Origin of the sequence: Pseudomonas bubulae (genome assembly GCF_037023725.1) — a bacterium.
GTDB classification, from domain to species: domain Bacteria; phylum Pseudomonadota; class Gammaproteobacteria; order Pseudomonadales; family Pseudomonadaceae; genus Aquipseudomonas; species Aquipseudomonas bubulae.
Genome location: NZ_CP146077.1, coordinates 359,401 through 382,105 on the forward strand (window position 1 = coordinate 359,401; position 22,705 = coordinate 382,105).

General features: G+C 59.8%; 20 protein-coding genes and 1 pseudogene. 9 read left to right on the plus strand and 12 right to left on the minus strand.

Going from position 1 to position 22,705, the window contains the following annotated elements; all coding sequences use genetic code 11:
• Window positions 1–14 precede the first annotated feature (14 nt).
• The 9 genes and pseudogenes from hisI (at window position 15) to V6L81_RS01645 (ending at window position 6,741) form a co-directional block, all read left to right on the plus strand.
• On the plus strand, window positions 15–416 hold the full coding sequence (hisI, locus tag V6L81_RS01610) for a phosphoribosyl-AMP cyclohydrolase (protein WP_095000833.1): 402 nt from the start codon (window positions 15–17) through the stop codon (window positions 414–416).
• Window positions 409–741 carry a phosphoribosyl-ATP diphosphatase gene (locus V6L81_RS01615; protein WP_095000832.1) on the plus strand — a complete coding sequence of 111 codons (333 nt, stop codon included), beginning with the start codon at window positions 409–411 and terminating at the stop codon, window positions 739–741. Before hisI ends, V6L81_RS01615 begins: the two co-directional genes overlap by 8 nt.
• Window positions 742–765: 24 nt before the next feature.
• On the plus strand, window positions 766–1,044 hold the full coding sequence (locus V6L81_RS01620) for a twin-arginine translocase TatA/TatE family subunit (protein WP_019825245.1): 279 nt from the start codon (window positions 766–768) through the stop codon (window positions 1,042–1,044).
• A 10-nt stretch (window positions 1,045–1,054) separates the two neighbouring features.
• The gene (gene tatB, locus V6L81_RS01625; RefSeq protein ID WP_095000831.1) at window positions 1,055–1,471 is read left to right on the plus strand and encodes a Sec-independent protein translocase protein TatB; all 417 of its coding nucleotides are present in this window, start codon (window positions 1,055–1,057) and stop codon (window positions 1,469–1,471) included.
• A 4-nt stretch (window positions 1,472–1,475) separates the two neighbouring features.
• Window positions 1,476–2,273 (plus strand): twin-arginine translocase subunit TatC, encoded by a 798-nt coding sequence (gene tatC / locus V6L81_RS01630; RefSeq protein ID WP_338660437.1) that lies wholly within the window; start codon window positions 1,476–1,478, stop codon window positions 2,271–2,273.
• Window positions 2,270–2,980 carry a 16S rRNA (uracil(1498)-N(3))-methyltransferase gene (locus V6L81_RS01635; protein WP_095000829.1) on the plus strand — a complete coding sequence of 237 codons (711 nt, stop codon included), beginning with the start codon at window positions 2,270–2,272 and terminating at the stop codon, window positions 2,978–2,980. Before tatC ends, V6L81_RS01635 begins: the two co-directional genes overlap by 4 nt.
• A 179-nt stretch (window positions 2,981–3,159) precedes the next feature.
• Window positions 3,160–4,221: pseudogene (locus tag V6L81_RS24165) on the plus strand (methyl-accepting chemotaxis protein); the annotation flags it as partial.
• Window positions 4,222–4,362: 141 nt separating this feature from the next.
• The gene (locus V6L81_RS24170) at window positions 4,363–5,076 is read left to right on the plus strand and encodes a methyl-accepting chemotaxis protein (protein ID WP_371926149.1); all 714 of its coding nucleotides are present in this window, start codon (window positions 4,363–4,365) and stop codon (window positions 5,074–5,076) included.
• 96 nt (window positions 5,077–5,172) lie between these two features.
• Window positions 5,173–6,741: a methyl-accepting chemotaxis protein gene (locus V6L81_RS01645; protein WP_095000827.1), complete on the plus strand. Its 1,569-nt coding sequence runs from the start codon at window positions 5,173–5,175 to the stop codon at window positions 6,739–6,741.
• 61 nt (window positions 6,742–6,802) lie between these two features.
• Here V6L81_RS01645 and V6L81_RS01650 read toward each other — a convergent pair whose 3' ends face one another.
• The 12 genes from V6L81_RS01650 to hutU form a co-directional block, all read right to left on the minus strand.
• Window positions 6,803–7,537 carry an amino acid ABC transporter ATP-binding protein gene (locus V6L81_RS01650; RefSeq protein ID WP_095000826.1) on the minus strand — a complete coding sequence of 245 codons (735 nt, stop codon included), beginning with the start codon at window positions 7,535–7,537 and terminating at the stop codon, window positions 6,803–6,805.
• A complete protein-coding gene (locus V6L81_RS01655) occupies window positions 7,530–8,489 on the minus strand; it encodes an amino acid ABC transporter permease (protein ID WP_370688616.1) in 960 nt (319 codons plus the stop codon). Before V6L81_RS01655 ends, V6L81_RS01650 begins: the two co-directional genes overlap by 8 nt.
• 74 nt (window positions 8,490–8,563) lie before the next feature.
• On the minus strand, window positions 8,564–9,361 hold the full coding sequence (locus V6L81_RS01660) for a transporter substrate-binding domain-containing protein (RefSeq protein ID WP_016783160.1): 798 nt from the start codon (window positions 9,359–9,361) through the stop codon (window positions 8,564–8,566).
• Window positions 9,362–9,645: 284 nt separating this feature from the next.
• On the minus strand, window positions 9,646–12,198 hold the full coding sequence (gene mdoH, locus V6L81_RS01665) for a glucans biosynthesis glucosyltransferase MdoH (protein ID WP_095017735.1): 2,553 nt from the start codon (window positions 12,196–12,198) through the stop codon (window positions 9,646–9,648).
• A complete protein-coding gene (locus tag V6L81_RS01670; protein WP_095001089.1) occupies window positions 12,191–13,921 on the minus strand; it encodes a glucan biosynthesis protein G in 1,731 nt (576 codons plus the stop codon). The genes mdoH and V6L81_RS01670 overlap by 8 nt, the downstream gene beginning before the upstream one ends.
• Before the next feature lie 231 nt (window positions 13,922–14,152).
• Complete coding sequence (gene dtd / locus V6L81_RS01675; protein ID WP_095000823.1) at window positions 14,153–14,590, minus strand: D-aminoacyl-tRNA deacylase; 438 nt, start codon at window positions 14,588–14,590, stop codon at window positions 14,153–14,155.
• Window positions 14,587–15,558 carry a prolyl aminopeptidase gene (gene pip / locus V6L81_RS01680; protein ID WP_095000822.1) on the minus strand — a complete coding sequence of 324 codons (972 nt, stop codon included), beginning with the start codon at window positions 15,556–15,558 and terminating at the stop codon, window positions 14,587–14,589. Before pip ends, dtd begins: the two co-directional genes overlap by 4 nt.
• A gap of 220 nt (window positions 15,559–15,778) precedes the next feature.
• Window positions 15,779–16,573: an N-formylglutamate deformylase gene (gene hutG / locus V6L81_RS01685; RefSeq protein ID WP_095017736.1), complete on the minus strand. Its 795-nt coding sequence runs from the start codon at window positions 16,571–16,573 to the stop codon at window positions 15,779–15,781.
• Window positions 16,574–16,583: 10 nt separating this feature from the next.
• Window positions 16,584–17,789, minus strand: coding sequence for an imidazolonepropionase (gene hutI / locus V6L81_RS01690; RefSeq protein ID WP_095000820.1), 1,206 nt, complete (start codon window positions 17,787–17,789; stop codon window positions 16,584–16,586).
• A gap of 27 nt (window positions 17,790–17,816) precedes the next feature.
• Entirely contained in the window at window positions 17,817–19,220 is a 1,404-nt protein-coding gene (locus V6L81_RS01695; RefSeq protein WP_095017738.1) for an amino acid permease, read from the minus strand.
• 74 nt (window positions 19,221–19,294) lie between these two features.
• Window positions 19,295–20,827 (minus strand): histidine ammonia-lyase, encoded by a 1,533-nt coding sequence (hutH, locus tag V6L81_RS01700; RefSeq protein WP_095000818.1) that lies wholly within the window; start codon window positions 20,825–20,827, stop codon window positions 19,295–19,297.
• Window positions 20,828–20,945: 118 nt separating this feature from the next.
• Window positions 20,946–22,643 (minus strand): urocanate hydratase, encoded by a 1,698-nt coding sequence (hutU, locus tag V6L81_RS01705; protein WP_095000817.1) that lies wholly within the window; start codon window positions 22,641–22,643, stop codon window positions 20,946–20,948.
• Window positions 22,644–22,705 lie beyond the last annotated feature (62 nt).

A 22,705-nucleotide genomic window follows, 5' to 3' on the forward strand; every position in this document is an offset into this window, starting at 1 on the left:
TGTCGGAGTCGAACATGAAAGACTGGCTGGACGAGATCAAATGGGACAACGACGGCCTGGTGCCGGCGATTGCCCAGGACCACAAAACCGGGCGCGTACTGATGATGGCCTGGATGAACCGCGAGGCACTGAGCCTGACGGCAACCGAGAACCGTGCCATCTACTGGTCACGTTCCCGTGGCAAGCTGTGGCGCAAGGGCGAAGAGTCCGGCCATGTGCAAAAGCTGCATGAAATGCGCCTGGACTGCGACGCCGACGTGATCATCCTGATGGTCGAACAAATCGGTGATATCGCCTGCCATACCGGCCGTCAGAGCTGCTTCTACCGCGTGTACGAAAACGCCGAGTGGAAGATCGTCGACCCGGTACTTAAAGATCCGCACGCCATTTACCAAGCAGGGCACTCCCATGACTGACACTCTGAGCCGCGTAGCCCAAGTGCTCGAAGCGCGCAAAGGCGCAACCCCGGACAGCTCCTATGTGGCCAGTCTGTACCACAAGGGCCTGAACAAGATTCTGGAAAAGGTCGGCGAAGAGTCGATCGAGACCATCATCGCCGCCAAGGACGCTGCCATCAGCGGTGATTGCAGCGATGTCATCTACGAAACAGCCGATCTGTGGTTCCATAGCATGATCATGCTGGCCCAGCTGGGGCAGCATCCTCAGGCCGTACTGGATGAACTGGAACGTCGTATCGGCACCTCCGGCCATGTGGAAAAAGCCTCGCGGCCGTCCACCTAACCCTTATTTGCAAAGGAACAGATCATGGGCATTTTTGACTGGAAACACTGGATCGTCATTCTGGTAGTCGTAGTCCTTGTCTTCGGCACCAAAAAACTGAAAAACCTGGGCACGGATGTCGGCGAATCGATCAAGGGCTTTCGCAAGGCCATGAACGACGACGAAAAGCCTGCCGAGCCCGTGGTTCCACCTGCGCAGCCAACCGCCGCGCCGCAGCCGCACACCACTTCGACCCTGAACGAGCCGCACACCATCGACGTGCAGGCGCAAAAAGTCGAAGAGCCGACCCGCAAAGACGTGTGAGCCAAAACTAATGTTCGGTATCAGCTTCAGTGAACTGCTGCTCGTCGGCCTGGTGGCCCTGCTGGTGCTCGGCCCCGAGCGCTTGCCGGGTGCTGCACGCACGGCGGGCCTGTGGATCGGGCGCCTGAAACGCAGCTTTAATGCGATCAAACAGGAAGTTGAACGGGAAATCGGCGCGGACGAAATACGTCGGCAGCTGCACAACGAACATATCCTGTCGATGGAAGAGGAAGCCAAGAAAATTCTGGCTCCGCTGCAGGACGCTGTGAAGCCGTTAACGCCCACCGAGCCACCTGTCAGTACCGCTCCCGTCGCACACCCAGAGTCTGCGAGCGCTGCGCCCGTGACCCTGAGCAAAACCGCGTCCGCCCCTGCGCCGCAACCGGCAGCGCCACACGACCCCACCCTGCCACCGCGAGCCCCTTAAGCGCATGAGCGATAAGCCTGAACACGACCAGCCAATGCCGCTGGTTTCGCACCTGACCGAGTTGCGTACCCGCCTGTTGCGCTGCATCGCGGCGATTTTCATCATTTTTGCCGGGCTGTTTGCCTTTACCCAGCAGATCTACACCCTGGTCTCCACGCCGCTGCGTGAATACCTGCCGGTGGGTGCAACGATGATCGCCACCGACGTGGCCTCGCCGTTCCTGACCCCCCTCAAGCTGACCATGATGGTCTCGCTGTTTATCGCCATTCCGGTGATCCTGCATCAGATCTGGGGGTTTATTGCACCGGGCCTGTACAAGCATGAAAAACGCATCGCCGTGCCCCTGCTGGTGTCGAGCATTTTCCTGTTTTACGCCGGCATGGCCTTTGCCTACTTCCTGGTATTCCCGCTGGTGTTCAAGTTCTTCGCCGCTGCCACCCCGGAAGGGGTTGCGATGATGACCGATATCAGCAGCTACCTTGATTTCGTCATGACCCTGTTCTTTGCTTTTGGCGTGGCCTTTGAAATCCCCGTAGCCGTAGTGCTGCTGGTGTGGATCGGCATCGTCGATGTGCAATACCTGCGCAAGATCCGCCCCTACGTGATTATCGGCTGCTTCGTGGTCGGCATGATCCTGACCCCGCCCGACATTTTCTCGCAAACCTTGCTGGCGATCCCGATGTGGATGCTGTTTGAAATCGGCATCCTGTTTGGCAGCCTGGTCAGCAAAAACAAGCGTGGCGATGACTCAGACGAGCAACCGGCCGATAACGACGCCCAACCGCCAGCACCACAAGCGTGAACCTGCTGCTCCTCGAAGAGGCTGATTTCATTGCCGCCGACCGCGTGATCCTGCGTGACCGGCGCCTGACGCATATGCAGGAAGTTCACCGTGCTGCAGTGGGCGACAGCCTGCGCGTGGGGCGCATTGGCGGGCTGATGGGCAGCGCCGAACTGGTGCGTCTGGAGGCCAAAGAGGCTGAGCTGGTTATCCACAGCCTGGACCTGCCGCCACCCGCCAAACTGCCACTGACCCTGCTGCTGGCGCTGCCGCGCCCGAAAATGCTGCGCCGGGTGCTGCAAACCGTAGCCTCGATGGGTGTGCCCAAGATCATTCTGGTCAACAGCTACCGGGTTGAAAAAAGCTTCTGGCAGACACCGTTTCTGGAGCCCGAAGCCATCCGCGAACAGTTGATCCTGGGGCTGGAGCAGTCCCGTGACAGCGTGTTGCCCGAGGTCATCATCGAAAAACGCTTCAAGCCGTTTGTCGAAGACCGCCTGCCGGCGCTGGTGGAAGGCACCCTGGGCCTGGTGGGCCACCCGGGGGATTACCCGGCCTGCCCGCGCGGGCTGGATGAGGCCGTAACCCTGGCCATCGGTCCTGAGGGTGGCTGGATCCCCTACGAGATCGACTTGCTGGCCAAGGCGGGCTTGCAGCCAGTGCAACTGGGCGCACGCATCCTGCGGGTCGAAACCGCCGTCACGGCGCTGCTCGCCCGCCTGTTCTAGACCGCTCTGCAGGGCGCTGCGGGCGCATTCCAGCCCCGCAGCAGCCCCTGACATTTGTGTAGCCTCTTTTCCTCCTTAAGATTTGCTCGCTCGAGCCGATGCAGTAGCACTTCAATATCACTCAAGAAGCCATGGACGGCTGTTATCGATGCCAATCGATCAAAAAAAGGAACTCGTCCATGAACCATTGGTTGACTGCCACACTAGGCAATATCAGTGTCAATCGTAAGCTCGGCCTGGGCTTCGGCCTTGTGTTGCTGCTGACCCTGCTCATCACCATCACCGGCTGGAAGGGGCTGACCAGCGTGATTGAGCGGGGCGACAAGCTGGCCAATATTTCCCAGGTCATCGCCCTGATCAAGGATTTGCGCATTGCCCGCGTCACCTACGACAAGAACAACGGTGAAAACGGCCCGGGCGAGGTCAATGACCTGCTCAACAAGATCGGTAACCAGCTGGTCGCCGCCAACAAGCTGATGGTCCAGGCCAATGACCTGAGCATGAGCAAGGACGAAATCAGGGCCGTCGAGCAGTACAAGAGCATCTTCGCCACTATCGATGAGGCGACCCGGGCACGCGAAGTCAGCAGGGCCAAGCTCGGTGCAACATCCGTCGCCGCCCTCAGCCAGATTGCCGGGATCGAAAAGGACGTGCTCCAGAGTGAAAACCTGGCCGAGTTCAACAGCGTCAACCAGGTCAACCGGTCGCTGTTGCAGGCCCGCTTCGAGGTGCGCGGCTACACCCACACCGGCGACATCGATGCCGCGGTGCCTGCCGTGGAAGCCATCGATCAAGCGCTGGCAGAACTGGCCAGCCTCAGTAAGCGACTGCCCGCTACCTATGCCCCTCAATTCGAGCAGGCCATCGCTTCGCTGAAGAACTACCGCGCTGCCTTTATCGACTTTCGCGATTCCCAAGTGAATAGCGACAAGCAATTATCACAACTGCAAGTACTGGGCGATGCACTGGTCGACCTGAGCAACAAACTGTCCCTGTCACAACTTGACCAACGGGATATCGATACCCGACACGCCAAAACCGCGCTGCTGGTCTGCGCATCATTGGCACTGGTGCTGGGCATTATCGCGGCCTGGATCATCACCTGGCAGATCGTTACGCCCTTGCGCGACACGCTCAATATTGTCCGGGCCGTGGCAGCCGGTGACCTCAGCCAGAGCCGCCCGACAACCCGCCGTGACGAACCCGGCCAGCTGCAGCAGGCCATTGAAGTCATGCGCGGGGGCTTGCACGAACTGATCTGCGGGATCGGCGAAGGCGTTAGCCAAATTGCCAGCGCAGCGGAGCAGCTGTCTGCCGTTACCGGGCAAACCAGCGCAGGGGTCAACAGCCAGCGCATCGAAACCGATCAGGTCGCCACTGCCATGAATGAAATGGCCGCCACCGTGCATGAAGTCGCGCGCAATGCCCAGGAAGCGTCCAAAGCCGCGATCACCGCCGACCTGCAAGCTCAGGAGGGTGACACCGTGGTGGCCCAGGCCGTTGAGCAGATTGGCCGCCTGGTGGCGGAAGTGCAGCTATCCACTGATGCAATGGCACATCTGAAGCACGAAAGTGACAAGATCGGTAGCGTACTGGATGTCATCAAGGCTGTTTCGCAACAAACCAACTTGCTGGCCCTCAACGCCGCAATTGAAGCCGCCCGTGCCGGAGAGGCAGGTCGTGGTTTTGCCGTGGTGGCCGACGAGGTACGCAGCCTGGCGCAGCGCACGCAGAAGTCCACGGAAGAGATTGAAGTGCTGATCACGGGCCTGCAAAACGGTACGCAACAAGTATCCAGCAGCATGGACAGCAGCCGGTTGCTGACGGACAGCAGTGTAGAGTTGACCCGGCGGGCGGGTGAGTCTTTGAGCACCATTACCCGTACCGTATCGACCATTCAAGGTATGAATCAGCAGATTGCGGCCGCGGCCGAGCAACAAAGCGCGGTGGCCGAAGAGATCAACCGCAGTGTGGTGAATGTGCGCGACGTGTCAGAGCAAACTGCCACCGCCAGCAAGCAGACCGCCGCCTCCAGCATTGAACTCGCACGGCTAGGCACACAGCTGCAAACCCTGGTGGCCCGTTTCAAGGTCTGACCAGGAGCGGTGCGACTTTCGTCACACTAACGGCAACTGTCCTTCAGTTCCGGGCCACGACGCCGATGACCTGATACCCCTCCAAGGAGTATCACCATGTACCGTCAGCTGGCCCAACTGCTGGGCAATATCAGCGTCAACCGCAAACTCTGCCTGGGCTTCGGCCTGGTGCTGGTGCTGACCCTGCTGATTGCCGGCACGGGCTGGAACGGCCTGGTCTCGGTGATCGACCGGGGCGACAAGCTGGCCAACATTTCGAAAATCATCAGCCTGACCAAAGACCTGCGTATTGCCCGCCTCGAATATGAACGCCAGCCCGGGGAAAGCGCACTTGCCGGCGTTACCAACCAACTGAGCGAACTGGACAACGCACTGGCGTTGTCGCGCAAACAACTGACCTCTCCCGACGACCTGGCCCTGGTTGAGCAGCAGCTCAACGCCGTGGCGGAGTACAAACGTGCCTTCGCCGACCTGATCCAGGGCACCCAGGCCAGTGATCAAGCCGTTGAACGCATGCACCAGCAGGGCAATGTCCTGATCGAGCAAAGCCAGAAGCTCTCGACCCTGCAGGCCACCAAACGCAACAACGAAAGCCGCCAGGCTACCAACCTGCTGATCGGCTGCACACTGCTGGCACTGGTACTGGGCATCATTGCTGCCTGGGTTATTACCCGCCAGATAGTCATACCGCTGCAACGCACCCTCAAAACCGTTGAGCGCATTGCAGCAGGCGACCTGACCCACGACCACCCGACCGACCGCCGCGACGAGCTGGGCCAGCTACAGCAAGCCATACAGCGCATGACTGCCGGCCTGCGGGAGTTGATTGGCGGTATCAGCGACGGCATAACGCAAATCGCCAGTGCCGCCGAAGAACTCTCGGCGGTCACCGAGCAAACCAGCGCCGGGGTCAACAACCAGAAGGTCGAGACCGATCAGGTCGCTACCGCCATGCACGAAATGGCGGCAACCGTGCAGGAAGTGGCGCGTAATGCCGAAGAAGCTTCCGAGGCTGCGCTCGCGGCCGACCAGCAGGCGCGTGAAGGCGACACAGTGGTCGCGCAGGCCCTGGCCCAGATCGAGAAGCTGGCCATCGAAGTCGGCCACTCCACCGACGCCATGGGCCATCTCAAGCGCGAGAGCGACAAGATCGGCAGTGTGCTTGACGTGATCAAGTCCGTGGCCCAGCAAACCAACCTGCTGGCGCTCAACGCGGCGATTGAAGCGGCACGGGCGGGTGAAGCCGGTCGCGGCTTTGCCGTGGTGGCCGATGAGGTACGCAGCCTGGCGCAACGCACGCAAAAATCCACGGAGGAGATCGAAGAGCTGATTGCCGGGCTGCAAAGCGGCACCCAGCAGGTCTCCAGCAGCATGGACAGCAGCCGCGCCCTGACTGACAACAGCGTTGAGCTGACCCGTCGAGCAGGCGAATCACTGGGCAATATTACCCGCACGGTGTCTACGATTCAGGGCATGAACCAGCAGATTGCCGCAGCCGCCGAGCAGCAGAGCGCGGTGGCGGAGGAAATCAACCGCAGTGTATTGAATGTGCGTGATGTGTCTGAGCAAACCGCCGCCGCCAGCGAAGAGACAGCAGCCTCCAGCGTTGAACTGGCGCGCCTGGGTACGCATTTGCAGACATTGGTGGGGCGGTTCAAGGTTTAGAAACCTCTGCCCCTGTGGGAGCGGGCAAGCCCGCTCCCACAAAAGCAGGCAGGCCGTGCTCTTAAAGCACCTGACGCAAAAACGCCTGGGCGCGCAGGTCTTTGGGCGAGGTGAAGAAATCTTCCGGGGCGGAATCTTCCAGTAACTTGCCGTGGTCGAAGAACAGCACGCGGTTCGCCACTTCACGGGCAAAGCCCATTTCGTGGGTCACGCAGACCATGGTCATGCCTTCGCGGGCCAGGGTCTTCATCACGTCCAGCACTTCGCCGACCATCTCCGGGTCGAGCGCCGAAGTCGGCTCGTCAAACAACATCACCTTGGGTTCCATCGCCAGCGCACGGGCAATTGCCACACGCTGTTGCTGGCCACCCGAGAGACGTGACGGGTACTCATTGGCTTTTTGCCCGATCCCGACCTTGTCCAGCAATGCCCGGGCCTTGGCTTCGCGCTCGGTCTTGCCACGCTTGCGCACAACCTTCTGCGCCAGGCACAGGTTTTCCAGCACGGTCATGTGCGGAAACAGGTTGAAATGCTGGAACACCATGCCGACTTCACGCCGGTAGGCGTTCACGTCGGTCTTGGGGTTGGCCAGATCCAGGCCGTCGATGCTGACGGATCCCGAGTCGAAGTCTTCCAGGCCGTTGAGGCAGCGCAGGAAAGTCGACTTGCCGGAACCCGACGGGCCAATCACCACCAGCACTTCGCCCTGGGCGACGGTGGTGCTGACGTTGTCCACGGCGCGCACGATATGGCCGCGGGTGTCGAAGACTTTTACCAGTTCGCGAACTTCAATCACTTTGCGCGAGCCTCCGCTCAAGCCGGCTGGCGAAATGCGACAGCGGCAGGTTGATCAACAGGTACAGGCCCGCTACGCAGAACAGGATTTCGAACGGCGAAAACGAGGTAGTGATGACTTCCCGACCGCTTTTGAGCAGTTCGGTAATGGCAATCACCGACACCAGCGAAGTGTCCTTGACCAGGCTGATAAATTGCCCGGCCAATGGCGGCAGCACCCGCTTGAACGCCTGCGGCAACACCACATAGCGCATCGACTGGCTGCCGTTGAGGCCCAGCGAGCGGGCCGCTTCGTTTTGCCCGCGAGCAATGGACTGCACGCCCGAGCGGATGATTTCAGCCACATACGCACCGGTGAACAGCGACAGCGCGGCAATACCGGCAAATTCGCGGGACAGGTTGAGTACGGTGCCGATAAAGAAGTAGAAGATAAAAATCTGCACCAGCAACGGCGTGCCACGGACCAGTTCGACGTACAGTGTCGAGAGGTCGCGCAGGGTCGGGTTGTTCGATAGCCGGCACAGGCCCGTAACCAGCCCGATAATCAAGCCCAGTACGCCAGACACCAGCGACAGCCAGACGGTCGTCCACAGGCCCCACAGCAGCGGCCCCGCAGCCCAGTGGCGGTTGACGCCGATCACATCGCCTTCGTCGACTTCGTCACCTTCGGCCAGTTGCAGGCTATTGCCGGCAACGCTCACCCGTTGTTCATTGCCATCATCACCGCGCAGCAGCACTTCGGCAGTGTCGCCCTTGCGTACCAGTTCGATGATGGTCGAGTGCTCAGCAGCCCGCTGGGCTTCTTCGGCCTGATAAGCGAAATACTGGGGGACGCGGTTCCAGCGCCATTCGTAAGACATCAGCGAGGTGGCGTAATACAAAGCCCCCGCCAGGCCGATGAGCACCAGCACGGTCAATACGTGCCAGGGCCACTGGGCTTTTTTTTGTTTGATCACTTTCAGGTTCCACGTCTTGTATCGCTAGGGAGGCCGTCATCGCGGGCAAGCCCGCGATGATTCAATCAGCCTTATTCCATGTCCTTGAGCCAGGCGGTGTCTTTGAACCACTTGTCATGGATGCGATCGTAAGTGCCGTCTTCGTGGATCTGGTGCAGGAAGTTGTTGATGAAGTTGATGCTGTCGTAGTCACCCTTCTTCAGACCGAAGGCCAGTGGCTCGTAGGTGAATGGCTGGTCAAGGAACACCAGTTTGCCGTTACCGAACTTGTTGACGGCTACAACGTTGTAAGGCGCGTCGTATACAAAGGCATCAGCCTTACCGTTAACCACGTCCAGCACACCTTCAGGCTCGTTGTCGTAGCCGTGGTACTGGGCTTTGGACATCAGCTTGCGGGCGATCATTTCGCCGGTGGTGCCGATTTTCGAGGTCAGGCGGTATTGCGGGTCGTTGAGGTCTTTGTAGGACTTGATCTTGTCAGCCAGTTCCTTGCGTACCAGCAGGGTTTGGCCCACAACAATGAAGGGTTCGCTGAAGTTCAGGCGCAAGTTGCGTTCCTGGGTCAGGGTCATGCCGCTGCCGATCATGTCGAACTTGTTGGTCATCAGGGCCGGGATGATGCCGTCGTAACCGGTAGACACCAGCTCCAGCTTGACACCCATGGACTTGGCCATCGCTTTGAGCAGGTCAACTTCGAAGCCAATGATCTGGCCACGCTTGTTGGTCATTTCAAAGGGCATGTAGGTAGGGTCCATGCCCACCTTTAAGGTGCCACGCTTGACCGCATCATCAATTGCGCCTGCATGGGCTGCGCTGATCGCCAGCAGTGCAGTGACACCGCACAGCAGTTTCGAGACAAACTTCTTCATCATCAACTCCCCCTCACCTACTCAATTAAGGTGTTGGCCTGCGGCTGGCTTGAAGCAAAAAGCCAATAAAGCCGGGCGCTCACCCATTCGAAAACGGATGCTAACTCACTGAGGGTTGTGAGACGAGTTTTGAAACAGAAAAGGCCAATGGCTGGGGGATACAGTCACTGTGGGAGCGGGCTTGCTCGCGATACAAGCGACGCGGTGCAACAGGTATTACGAGGTGATGCAATCGCGAGCAAGCCCGCTCCCACTTAAAGCGGAAACGGGTTGCTCACGAAGGATCAAGCTGCAGGCTGCAACGGCAACAGCGGTGCGTGAGGGTCGGCAGCAACCGACTCACGCCAGGCGTTCAGCCAGCCTTCGTGCCCCTCGCTCCACACCAGCGCATGCAGGCGTGCAAGGGCAACCGGGTCGCTCAACAACTGCATGCGCTCGTTGTTGGTAACGCCCTCTGGACCGACTTTGAGTGCATGACGCACACGCTCGGTACGCAACCACTCAATCGGCTCGGCTTCCCGGTGACGCGAGGTCGCCAAAGCACAGGCCAATGCGTTCTGCTGCGGATCAACCACGGCCCGGACAAAACCGTCATGCAGCGCATGGTAGCGATTTTCATGGGTGTATTCGGCGGTAGCCGACAACTCACGGGGCGGCGCATATTCCTCAGGAATCAGGAACAGGCTTTCGTCACGGGTCTTGAGGCCCAGTTTCACCCGACTGGAGATCACGGAAACCGGGATCGACAACATCAGTGAACCGACAATCGGTACCAGCCACCACAAAAAGCTCGGGTTCAACCACAGCACCAATGCAGCCCATGCAGCACCCAGCAGGGTTTGCGGGCCATGACGGCGTACGGCTTCGCTCCACGGCGTGGAGTCGTCGTCACGCTGTGGCGAGTTCCAGGTCGCCGCCCAGCCCAGAAACGCGGCCAGTACAAAGCGGGTGTGGAAGATCATGCGCACCGGTGCCAGCAACACCGAGAAGAGCATCTCAAGCAGCATCGACAGCGTTACTTTGAACTTGCCACCGAACTCTTTGGCACCCTTGGCCCAGATCAGAATGATGCTCAGCAGCTTGGGCAGGAACAACAAGACGATGGTGGTGGAAAACAGCGCCACGGCTTTTTCCGGGTGCCACTGTGGCCACAACGGGTACAACTGCCGTGGTTCCAGGAAGTACTGTGGCTCCATCAGCGTGTTGACCGCCAGCAGGGCCGTCGACAACAGCAGGAAGAAGAACCACAACGGTGCCGACAGGTACGACATCACCCCGGTCAGAAACACCGCACGGTGCACCGGGTGCATACCCTTGACCAGAAACAGGCGGAAGTTCATCAGGTTACCGTGGCACCAGCGACGGTCACGCTTGAGTTCATCCAGCAGGTTAGGCGGCAATTCTTCATAGCTGCCCGGCAAGTCGTAGGCAATCCACACCCCCCAACCGGCACGGCGCATCAACGCGGCTTCCACGAAGTCGTGGGACAGGATCGCGCCCGCAAAAGCGCCTTTGCCCGGCAGCGGCGCCAGGGCGCAGTGCTCGATAAACGGCTTCATGCGGATAATTGCGTTGTGACCCCAGTAGTGGGATTCACCCAACTGCCAGAAGTGCAAGCCGGCGGTAAACAGCGGGCCGTACACACGGGTGGCGAACTGCTGCATGCGCGCATACAGCGTGTCCATGCCCGAGGCTCGTGGCGCGGTCTGGATGATACCGGCGTCCGGCGTAGCTTCCATCAGGCGTACCAGGCTGGTCAGGCACTCACCGCTCATCACGCTGTCTGCGTCGAGCACCACCATGTACTTGTAATCACCGCCCCAGCGACGGCAGAAGTCGTCGAGGTTGCCGCTTTTACGTTTTACACGGCGGCGGCGACGGCGGTAGAAGATCCGCCCGAAGCCTTCGGTTTCGCGGCATACATCCAGCCACGCCTGTTGCTCGGCAACGCAGATATCGGGGTCGTTGCTGTCACTGAGGACGAAGAAGTCGAAGCGGTCCAGGTCGCCGGTGGCGGCCACCGACTCGTAAGTCGCGCGCAAACCCGCGAATACACGGGTGACGTCTTCGTTGCAGATCGGCATCACCAGCGCGGTACGCGCTTGTTCCGGGATCGGTTCATTACCGGCGCTGGCGCCGGAAATACGGTATTTGTCGTGCCCGGTCAGCAGTTCCAGAAAGCCCATCAGGGCGGTCCAGAAACCCGCCGACACCCAACAGAACAGAATCCCGAACAGGATCAGGATGCTGGTTTGCAGGGCATAGGGCAGCACTTGCTGGGCCGTTTGCATCAACGGCTGGTGCAATACTTCTTCAAGGTCAACGAACGACCAGCCCTGGTACGGCATGATGCCTTTCATGTACCAGCCCGCAACGATGGTCTGGCCGAGCATCAATACCAGCAGGATGTAGCGGCGGATCGAACCCACCGTACGCCAGCGGGCCTTGGGCAGGACGCGTTCGTCGATTTCCGGCTTGGGCGGGTTGCTGCGTCCGGTCAGGCGCCGCCAGCCACGCACCAGGATATTGGTGCGCCATGGCTCTGGCACTACCTTGGTACGGCGAATCGGCGGCGTAGCCTTGAGCATGACCCGGCCGCTGGCGTCGAGGGCGAGCATTTCTGCTTCCTCAAGTTCAGCCGCCGAAGTCAGGTTCAGACGCGTGCCCACCGAAGCCTGAGCGGCCTCGGCAGCATCCACGTCGCTCTGCGCCGACAAGCGCGCATGCAACTCGGCGAACGAGGTGCAGTTCGCCAGTTCCGCGCGCTGCTCATCGCTCAGTGGTAAATGCGCCAGGTACTCGCTGAGCGAGGCCGGGTGGGGCTGAGCATTACTCATCGGCTGGCAACTGGTAGCTCCAGGTCTCGGTCAGCACTTTTTCAGTCTTGACCGGCTCCGGAGTGGCTGGGGTCGCTTCAGGCGCCTTGGCGTCCTTGGCTGCGTGGTCTTTCTTGTCCTGTGCCTTGGCCGCAGCTTTCTCGGCTTTGGTCTCAGGTGCCTTATCCGCTTTGGCGGCCGCAGCCGGCTCAACGTCCTGGACCAGCGCTGCACGCATTTCCGTGGCCTTGCTCGGGTCTTTGATTTTCAACCGCAGGGTCAAACGCCAGCCCTTGGTTTCAGGGTTGTAACGCACGTTGTTTTCAACCAGTTCGGCGTTGTCACCCACACTGACCTGGCTGCGCACAGCAGCATTTTCCGGCAGAGCCTTGAGGGACGGGCCTTCGAAGTCCACCAGATACGCCACACTGCCGTCTGGTTGGCGGATCAGGTTGGATTGCTTGACGTCACCGGTCGAACGCAGGGTCTGTTGTGCCCAGGCGCTGTCGGCCGGGTGCAGAGCTGCTTCATCCATGGTCCAGTGCAGGCGATAAGCGAAATCAAACGGCTTGAGCGGCTCCGGCAGGGTGTCCGGGCTCCAGAAAGCAACAATGTTGTCGTTGGTTTCGTCAGCGGTTGGAATTTCTACCAGGTCAACCGAGCCTTTGCCCCAGTCGCCCTGTGGTTCGATCCAGGCGCTTGGACGCTTATGGTAGTTGTCATCCAGGTCTTCGTAGTGGCTGAAATCACGGCCACGTTGCAGCAAGCCGAAACCACGCGGGTTTTCAACGGCGAAGTTGCTTACCGACAAGTGTTTCGGGTTGTTCAGCGGACGCCAGATCCACTCGCCGTTACCGGCGTGAATGGCCAGGCCCGACGAATCGTGCAGTTCGCGACGGTAGTTGAGGACCTTGGACGGCTGGTTGGCGCCAAACAGGTACATGCTGGTCAGCGGAGCGATGCCCAGCTTGCCTACCTTGTCACGCAGGAACATCTGCGCTTTGACGTCCACTACCGTGTCCACGCCCGGGCGCAGGGTAAAGCGGTAAGCACCGGTAGCCCGTGGCGAGTCCAGCAGGGCGAAGATCACCAGATGCTTGTCGTTAGGTTTGGGTTTTTCGATCCAGAATTCGGTGAAGCGCGGGAACTCTTCGCCCGACGGCAATGCCGTGTCGATCGCCATACCACGGGCCGACAGACCATAGATCTGGCCCTTGCCCACAACGCGGAAGTAACTCGCGCCGAGCATGGTCATGATCTCGTCCTGTTTGTCCGCCTTGTTGATTGGATACAGCACGCGGAAACCCGCCCAACCGAGGTTTTCGGTGGCTTTAGGATCGAACTTGACGTCACCGAAGTCGAAACGGCTCGGGTCGTACTTGATCTCTTCAACCGTGGTGGCGGTCACTTCGTTGATTTTCACCGGCGTGTCGAAATGCATGCCCTGGTGATAGAAGGACAGTTTGAACGGGGTTTTGTCACCCGCCCACTGGGCCTTGTCACGGTTGAACTGGATTTTCTGGTAGTCCGCGAACTTCATGTCGCGGAATTCCTTTGGCAAATTGCTGCGCGGCGCTTGGTACTTCTGCTCGGCGAGGGTTTTAGCCTCAGCCGCCACGTCATCCAGACTGAATGCCCACAGTTGACCCGCACCGAACAAGCAAAAGAGCGCAGAGCCCGTCACCAGTGCGTTACGCAACCGCTTGGCAGACATTTTTGGTGCATTTAATGGACTAACAATCACGAGCAAACCTCGCCGAAAACAGATGATGAAACCAACGGCCAGCGATCTAAATGCCAGGTTGGCGAGCACTGTTCCGACCGTCAAAGGAATAAATGATTCCCCGGACGTGTCGGATTAGTCTCTGTGTAGCGCAGGATTATCTAGTAGCCCGCGTTACAACGCATCTACTGTCAGCAAGTATTTCTCGCTAAACCCCCCTGTTTTCAGACGAAAACACGGTTTTTCAGGGTTTTAGGTTTGTAACAAAAATGTCACAGGGCCATCATTGATCAAATGCACCTGCATATCAGCGCCAAAACGCCCCGATTCGACGCTGGGGTGAAGTCGTTTTGCCGCTTCAAGCAGCTGATTGAACAACGCCTCGGCCAATGCCGGTGGTGCTGCCGTGGAAAAGCTCGGACGCAGGCCGCTCTTGGTGTCTGCCGCCAGGGTAAATTGCGAAACCAGCAGCAAACCGCCGCCGATATCGGCCAGTGACAGGTTCATTTTGCCTTCGGCATCGCTGAATACCCGATAGTTGAGCAGCTTATGCAGCAACTTGGCGGCGCTGGCTTCGGTATCCCCGGGCTCGACGGCAACCAGCACCAGCAAGCCCTGATCGATTGAACCGACAATCTCCCCCGCTACCTCTACCCGCGCGCCACTGACGCGCTGCAACAGCCCCTTCATGCTTCGTCAGGCTGCAAGTTGAGCAGACGACGGGCCATTTGCTCGGTGGCGCGCACCAGGGCGTCGGTAATGCCAGGCTCGGAAGCGACGTGCCCGGCTTCACGGATGATTTGCAGCTCACTGCCCGGCCAGGCCTGGTGCAGCTCCCAGGCGTTATCCAGCGGGCAGATCATGTCGTAGCGGCCATGCACGATCACGGCCGGCAGGTGGGCAATCTTGTGCATGTCCCGCAGCAGCTGATTGGGCTCAAGGAACGCGTTGTTCATAAAGTAATGGCATTCGATACGGGCAATGGACAATGCCCGGTGCGGGTCGCAGAAGCGCTCGACCACCTGCGGGTTGGGCCGCAGGGTGGCGGCGCGGCCTTCCCAGGTCGACCATGCCTTGGCCACATGCATCTGAGCAATCTGGTCGTTGCCCGTGAGGCGCTTGTGAAAGGCACTCATCAGGTCGTCACGCTCTTCCTCAGGGATCGGCGCGATATAGTCCTGCCAGTAGTCGGGGAAAATCCGGCTGGCCCCTGCCTGATAGAACCATTCGATTTCCTGCGGCCGCGCCAGAAAGATCCCACGCAAAATCAGGCCATGTACTTGCGCTGGATGGCTTTGCGCGTACGCCAGTGACAGGGTCGAGCCCCACGAACCGCCGAACAACACCCACTTGTCGATGCCCAGGTACAGGCGAATCCGCTCCATATCGGCGACAAGATCCCACGTGGTGTTGCTGTCCAGGCTGGCGTGCGGTGTCGAGCGACCACAGCCGCGCTGATCAAAGGTGATGATGCGATACAGGCCCGGATCGAAATAGCAGCGGCTGTTGGCATCGCAACCCGACCCCGGCCCGCCGTGGACAAACACCACCGGCAGGCCGTCTGGCGAACCGCTCTCGTCAACGTAGAGCACATGCGGGCCATCGACCGCCAGTTCATGCCGGGCGTAGGGTTTGATCTGCGGGAACAAGGTCTGCATTACGCACTCCAGGGAGGGGTCGAAAGAGATTGCCGTCAGGCATCATAAACCCGATTGGAGGTATTGAGCATGCCCTTACTAAAAGGATGGGGTTTGGATCGGTGGCGCGCCTCCAACCCTCTCCTGTAGGGCGAGGGGGGCTGATTGTCGGTGTTCTTGAGGCCGCGCGCACTCTGTCCCCTCTCCCTCCGGGAGAGGGCTAGGGTGAGGGGCTTTTGACTTAACGTTCCCGGCCCCACTCAATAATCCGCGCCAACAATTGCTTGAGTACCACCCGGGTCGGTGCCGCAAGGTCTTCGCGATAGTTGAACGGCTCGAACTCTTCCATATAGGTGCACTGCGCCAGTTCCAGTTGCACAGCATGGATGTTGTCCACCGGACTGCCGTAATGACGGGTGATATGGCCACCCTTGAAGCGTCCGTTCAGTACATGACTGTAGGCTGGATGCTCGGCACAAATGGCTTCAAGATCGCGGGCCAGCGTCGGATCGCAACTGGCACCATTGAAGGTGCCCAGATTGAAGTCCGGCAGACGGCCGTCAAACAGATGAGGGATTTGCGAACGAATGGAATGCGCATCAAACAGCAGCGCATAGCCAAACTCGTCTTTCATGCGTTTGAGTTCCTGTTGCAAGGTCTGGTGATAGGGTTTCCAGATCTGCTCCAGGTACGTCGCACGCTCCTCTTTCGTAGGCACCAGCCCTTCACGAAACAATGGCACGCCATCAAATAGCGTGGCCGGGAACAAACCTGTGGTGGCGCCCACATACATCGGCGCATCGTCCTGCGGGCGATTGAGGTCAATCACAAACCGCGAATACTCGGCTGCCAGGGTGCTGGCACCCAGCTCGCTGGCAAAGTCGTACAGCTGCGGGATATGCCAGTCGGTGTCCGGCAGGCTTTGCGCCTCAGGGATCAGCCCGGCCTTGACTGCCGGAGTCAGTTTCAGACCAGCATGGGGCATGCTGATCAGCAACGGCACGCGGCCTTGTTTGAATGTCAGAACCTTGTCCACAAGCTTTCTCCTAAAGCGTTACGTCAACGCCGCTACGCACGACGCGTTTGTCCAGATCACCGCCCAGCCAATAAGCCAGGTCTGCCGGACGATCAATGTTCCAGGCGACAAAGTCGGCCACCTTGCCGGGCTCAAGCGAGCCGTGGGTCTCGCCCATGCCCAATGCCGTTGCCGCGTGCAGGGTGACCCCGGCCAGGGCTTCTTCGGGGGTCATACGGAACAGGGTGCAGGCCATGTTCAGCATCAGGCGCAACGACAGTCCCGGCGAGGTTCCCGGGTTGAGGTCACTGGCAATGGCGATTTTTACCCCGTGCTTGCGCAGGGCCTCCATCGGCGGCAACTGGGTTTCACGCAAGAAGTAAAACGCACCAGGCAAGAGCACGGCCACGGTGCCGGAGGCGGCCATGGCAATGGCGTCTTCTTCGGTCATGAATTCCAGATGATCGGCCGACAGCGCCTGATAGCGCGCCGCCAAGCTGGAGCCATGCAATGAAGACAGCTGCTCGGCGTGCAATTTGACCGGCAGGCCCAATTGCTGCGCTACCTTGAACACCCGCTCGACCTGGGCCGGTGAGAACGCCAGGTATTCGCAGAACGCATCCACAGCGTCCACCAGCCCTTCGGCCGCCAGCGCGGGTAGCATCTCGTTGCAGATATGCTCGATATAGTCATCGGCGCGATCCTTGAACTCCGGCGGCAAGGCATGGGCGGCCAGGCAGGTGCTGCGCACCGTGACCGGCAACGCTTCGCCAAGACGGCGGATCACCCGCAAAATTTTGCGTTCACTCTCCAGGCTCAGGCCATAACCGGACTTGATCTCGACACTGGTCACGCCATCGCGCAGCAAACACCGCAAACGCTGACGGGCACTGTCGAACAACTCGTCCTCGCTGGCCGCGCGGGTCGCACGCACAGTGCTGGCAATACCGCCTCCGGCCGCGGCGATTTCGGCATAGCTCACGCCTTGCAGACGCTGCTCGAACTCACCGCTGCGGTTGCCGCCAAACACCGTGTGCGTATGGCAATCGATAAGCCCCGGCGTTACCCACGCGCCTTCAAGGCCGTGGGTTTGCCCATATTCGCCCGTCGGCAACTGCTGACGCGGGCCAAGCCACTCAATGTAGCCGTCACGGGTGACGAGGGCGGCATCCTCGATGATCGAGTACGTGCCGTTGGCCATTGTTGCGACATTGCAGTGCTGCCAAAGGGTTTTCATCGCGTCACTCCGTCAATGATCAAAAACTCAGGAAAGCTCGGGAGCCACTTCAATTGCCCGACCCGCTGCAGGTTTTACCCACAGCAGATAAGCCACAACCAGCATGAGAATCCAGACCACACCTACCATTAGCGCGGCTTGTGTCTCAGGGAAGTAACCCAGTACGCCGAAGATAAACACCATGAACACAATGGCGGCAATCGGCGCATACGGCCAGAACGGCACCGGGAACTTGAGTTCGGCCACTTGTTCACGGGTCATGGAACGACGCATGGCCACCTGGGTGACCAGAATCATCAGCCATACCCATACCGTGGCAAAGGTCGCAATCGAGGCGATTACCAAAAAGATGTTTTCCGGGATCAGGTAGTTAAGCACCACACCCACCAGCAAGGTGGCGCCCATTACCAGCACGGTCATCCACGGCACGCCGTGTCTGGAAATTTTGGCAAAGCCCTTGGGCGCCTGCCCTTGCTGGGCCAGCCCGTACATCATGCGGCCTGCACCGAAGATGTCGCTGTTGATCGCCGACACTGCCGCCGAGATCACCACAATATTGAGGATGGTGGCCGCCGAGCTGATACCCAGACTGTCAAAGATCTGCACAAACGGGCTGCCCTGGCTGCCGATCTGAGTCCACGGGTAAATGGCCATCAGTACAAACAGAGTCAGTACATAGAACAGCAGAATGCGCAGCGGCACCGCGTTGATCGCTTTAGGGATCACACGCTGCGGGTCTTTGGCTTCGCCAGCGGTGATACCAATGATTTCAATGCCGCCAAAGGCAAACATCACCACGGCAAACGAGGCGATCAAACCGCCCACGCCATTGGGCATGAAGCCGCCGAAGGACCACAGGTTGCTGATGCCGGTCGCCACCGCATCGGAGCTGCCCGAGGTGCCAATACCAAACAGCATGATGCCGAAGCCGGCCAGGATCATCGCCACGATGGCAGCAACCTTGAGCAGCGACAGCCAGAACTCCATTTCACCGAAGACTTTAACGCTGCACAGGTTCAGGCCGCCAATCAGCAGCACGATGCCCAGCACCCAGATCCAGCGCGCCACTTCCGGGAACCAGAAGCCCATGTAAATACCGAACGCGGTGACATCGGCCAGACACACGATGATCATCTCGAAGGCATAGGTCCAGCCGAGAATAAAGCCCGACATGGGCCCTAGATAGGTGCTGGCGTAGTGACCGAAGGAACCGGACACCGGATTGTGCACGGCCATTTCGCCCAGTGCGCGCATGACCATGAAGACCGCCGCGCCACCAATCAGGTAAGCCAGCAGCACAGCAGGTCCAGCCATTTGGATGGCAGCGGCTGAACCATAGAAAAGACCCGTCCCGATCGCTGAACCCAGCGCCATGAAACGGATGTGGCGAGCGGAAAGCCCGCGTTTCAAACCTTGAGTCTGGTTTTGCATTTCGCGTCCTTGATTATTTTTGTCGGCGAAAACAGAGACGCAGAGAGCCCGTAGGCCCTCTGCGTTTTTTTGGATTACAGGCTTGGCAGAACGTGTGCAGGCAGCAGTGCGTTCAGGCAACGGGACGCCAGCAGTTGCATGGCGATTTCGATGTCCGGTGCGAAGAAACGGTCTTTTTCATAATGCGCGACTTTGCTGCGCAGGGTGGTGCGGGCGATTTCCAGCTTGGCGGACGTTTTCAGGCCATCACGCAGATCCAGGCCCTGGCACGCGGCCAGCCATTCAATGGCCAGAACACCGCGAACGTTTTCGGCCATTTCCCACAGACGCTTGCCCGCAGAAGGCGCCATCGATACGTGGTCTTCCTGGTTGGCCGAGGTAGGAATGCTGTCCACGCTATGCGGGTGGGACAACGCCTTGTTCTCGCTGGCCAGGGCCGCAGCCGTTACCTGGGCGATCATGAAACCGGAGTTGACGCCGCCATTGGCCACCAGGAACGGCGGCAGTTGCGACATATGCTTGTCCATCATCAACGAGATGCGACGCTCACTCAGCGAACCGATTTCGGCAATGGCCAGGGCCATGTTGTCGGCTGCCATCGCCACTGGTTCGGCGTGGAAGTTACCGCCAGAGATCACGTCGCCCTGTTCGGCAAATACCAGCGGGTTATCCGACACTGCGTTGGCTTCAATGCCCAGCACTTCGGCGGCCTGACGGAACTGGGTCAGGCAGGCGCCCATGACTTGTGGCTGGCAGCGCAAGGAGTACGGGTCTTGTACCTTGTCGCAGTTTTTGTGCGACTCGGACACTGCGCTGCTGGTGCCCAGCAGATCGCGATAAATCGCCGCCGCGTCGATTTGACCGCGTTGGCCGCGGGCAGCATGAATGCGTGGGTCGAACGGCGAGCGCGAACCCAGAACGGCTTCAACGGTCAGGCCGCCACAGGCCATCGCAGCGGCAAACAGGTCTTCGCCTTCAAACAGACCGCGCAGAGCGTAGGCCGTCGATACTTGAGTACCGTTAAGCAGGGCCAGGCCTTCCTTGGCAGCCAGGGTCAGCGGCTCAAGACCGGCTTGTTTCAAGGCAGTGACGGCATCCAGCCACTCGCCTTTGTAACGAGCCTTGCCTTCACCCAGCAGCACCAGGGACATATGCGCCAGGGGTGCCAGGTCGCCCGATGCGCCCACCGAACCTTTGAGCGGAATATGCGGGTAAACCTCGGCATTGATCAGGGCGATCAATGCATCGATGACCACGCGACGAATCCCGGAGAAACCACGGCTCAGGCTGTTGACCTTGAGCACCATGATCAGGCGCACCAGATCATCGCTGATTGGCTCGCCGATACCGGCGGCGTGGGAAAGCACCAGGGAACGCTGGAGGTTTTCCAGGTCTTCGCTGGCGATTTTGGTCGAAGCCAACAAGCCAAAACCTGTATTGATACCGTAGGTGGTGCGGTTTTCGGCAAGGATCTGCTCAACGCACGCCACGCTGGCATCGATCTGCGCCGAGGCGCTCGCGTCCAGGCTGAGGGTAACCGGCTGCTGATAAATGTCACGCAGTTGGGCAAGGCTCAGTTGGCCGGGGATCAGGTTTAACTCAAGCACGTTAATACTCCTTCACGCGTGTTACCGAAAATTATAGAAATCTTTAACAACCATGTGGGAGCGAGCCTGCTCGCGAAGGCCGTTCGCGAGCAGGCTCGCTCCCACGGGAGACCAGAGGTCAGCCGTTGATCATCGGCAGGTTCAGGCCCTGCTCGTTGGCGCAATCGATGGCGATGTCGTAACCGGCATCGGCGTGACGCATTACACCGGTGGCCGGGTCGTTGTGCAGGACACGGGCGATGCGCTCAGCCGCTTCGTCGGTACCGTCACACACGATCACCATGCCCGAATGCTGGGAGAAGCCCATGCCGACGCCGCCGCCGTGGTGCAGCGACACCCAGGTCGCGCCGCTGGCAGTGTTGAGCAAGGCATTGAGCAGTGGCCAGTCGGACACGGCATCCGAGCCGTCCTGCATGGCTTCGGTTTCGCGGTTCGGGCTGGATACCGAGCCGGAGTCCAGGTGGTCGCGGCCAATCACGATCGGGGCCTTCAGCTCGCCGCTGCGCACCATTTCGTTGAACGCCAGGCCCAGCTTGGCACGCTGGCCCAGGCCGACCCAGCAGATACGTGCCGGCAGCCCCTGGAAGCTGATGCGCTCGCGCGCCATGTCCAGCCAGTTGTGCAGGTGAGCGTCGTCGGCGATCAGCTCCTTGACCTTGGCATCGGTCTTGTAGATATCTTCGGCATCCCCCGACAGCGCGACCCAGCGGAACGGCCCTACACCACGGCAGAACAGTGGGCGGATATAAGCAGGGACAAAACCCGGGAAGTCGAAGGCGTTTTCTACGCCAACTTCTTTAGCCATCTGACGGATGTTGTTGCCGTAGTCGAAGGTCGGCACGCCAGCTTTCTGGAATGCCAGCATCGCTTCAACGTGCTCACCCATTGACGCTTTGGCAGCTTTGACCACAGCAGCCGGATCGGTCACGGCGCGGTCGCGGTACTGCTCCCAGGTCCAGCCTTTTGGCAGGTAGCCATTCAGCGGGTCGTGGGCGCTGGTCTGGTCGGTGACCATGTCCGGGCGCACACCACGGCGAACCATTTCTGGCAGCAGTTCAGCAGCGTTGCCGCACAGGGCAATGGAAATCGCTTTGCCTTCAGCGGTGTATTTGGCAATACGCGCCAGTGCGTCATCCAGGTCCGCGGCTTGCTCGTCGACATAACGGGTGGCCAGACGGAAATCGATACGGCTTTGCTGGCATTCGATGTTCAGCGAGCAGGCACCGGCCAGAGTTGCTGCCAGCGGTTGTGCGCCGCCCATGCCGCCCAGGCCTGCGGTCAGTACCCACTTGCCGACCAGGCTGCCGTTGTAGTGCTGGCGACCGGCCTCGACGAAGGTTTCGTAGGTGCCCTGGACGATGCCCTGGCTGCCGATATAGATCCAGCTGCCGGCGGTCATCTGGCCGTACATGGCCAGGCCCTTGGCGTCGAGTTCGTTGAAGTGCTCCCAGGTGGCCCAGTGCGGTACCAGGTTGGAGTTGGCGATCAGTACCCGTGGCGCGTTGCTGTGGGTTTTGAACACGCCGACCGGCTTGCCCGATTGCACCAGCAGGGTTTCGTCATCGTTGAGGTTGGTCAGGCTTTCGACGATTTTGTCGTAGCACTCCCAGTTGCGCGCTGCCCGACCAATACCGCCATACACCACCAGTTCAGTCGGGTTCTCGGCCACTTGCGGGTCGAGGTTGTTCATCAGCATCCGCAGGGGTGCTTCGGTCATCCAGCTTTTGGCAGTGAGCTGGGTGCCGCGGGCGGCGCGGATCTCACCATCACGGTGACGGGTGAACTCGGCAGGCGATTTTGGGGTAGTTGAAGTCACGGGTAACTCCTCAGCGTTGGGCAGATGCGTCGGGTGTGAGAAGAGGATCGACGCACACTTAT

What these genes read in the sequence shown, in the direction of transcription:
- hisI (WP_095000833.1), top strand. Translation starts at nt 15, where the DNA reads ATGAAAGACTGGCTGGACGAGATCAAATGGGACAACGACGGCCTGGTG.
- V6L81_RS01615 (WP_095000832.1), top strand. Translation starts at nt 409, where the DNA reads ATGACTGACACTCTGAGCCGCGTAGCCCAAGTGCTCGAAGCGCGCAAA.
- V6L81_RS01620 (WP_019825245.1), top strand. Translation starts at nt 766, where the DNA reads ATGGGCATTTTTGACTGGAAACACTGGATCGTCATTCTGGTAGTCGTA.
- tatB (WP_095000831.1), top strand. Translation starts at nt 1,055, where the DNA reads ATGTTCGGTATCAGCTTCAGTGAACTGCTGCTCGTCGGCCTGGTGGCC.
- tatC (WP_338660437.1), top strand. Translation starts at nt 1,476, where the DNA reads ATGAGCGATAAGCCTGAACACGACCAGCCAATGCCGCTGGTTTCGCAC.
- V6L81_RS24170 (WP_371926149.1), top strand. Translation starts at nt 4,363, where the DNA reads ATGAATGAAATGGCCGCCACCGTGCATGAAGTCGCGCGCAATGCCCAG.
- V6L81_RS01645 (WP_095000827.1), top strand. Translation starts at nt 5,173, where the DNA reads ATGTACCGTCAGCTGGCCCAACTGCTGGGCAATATCAGCGTCAACCGC.
- V6L81_RS01660 (WP_016783160.1), bottom strand. Translation starts at nt 9,361, where the DNA reads ATGAAGAAGTTTGTCTCGAAACTGCTGTGCGGTGTCACTGCACTGCTG.
- mdoH (WP_095017735.1), bottom strand. Translation starts at nt 12,198, where the DNA reads ATGAGTAATGCTCAGCCCCACCCGGCCTCGCTCAGCGAGTACCTGGCG.
- dtd (WP_095000823.1), bottom strand. Translation starts at nt 14,590, where the DNA reads ATGAAGGGGCTGTTGCAGCGCGTCAGTGGCGCGCGGGTAGAGGTAGCG.
- pip (WP_095000822.1), bottom strand. Translation starts at nt 15,558, where the DNA reads ATGCAGACCTTGTTCCCGCAGATCAAACCCTACGCCCGGCATGAACTG.
- hutI (WP_095000820.1), bottom strand. Translation starts at nt 17,789, where the DNA reads ATGAAAACCCTTTGGCAGCACTGCAATGTCGCAACAATGGCCAACGGC.
- V6L81_RS01695 (WP_095017738.1), bottom strand. Translation starts at nt 19,220, where the DNA reads ATGCAAAACCAGACTCAAGGTTTGAAACGCGGGCTTTCCGCTCGCCAC.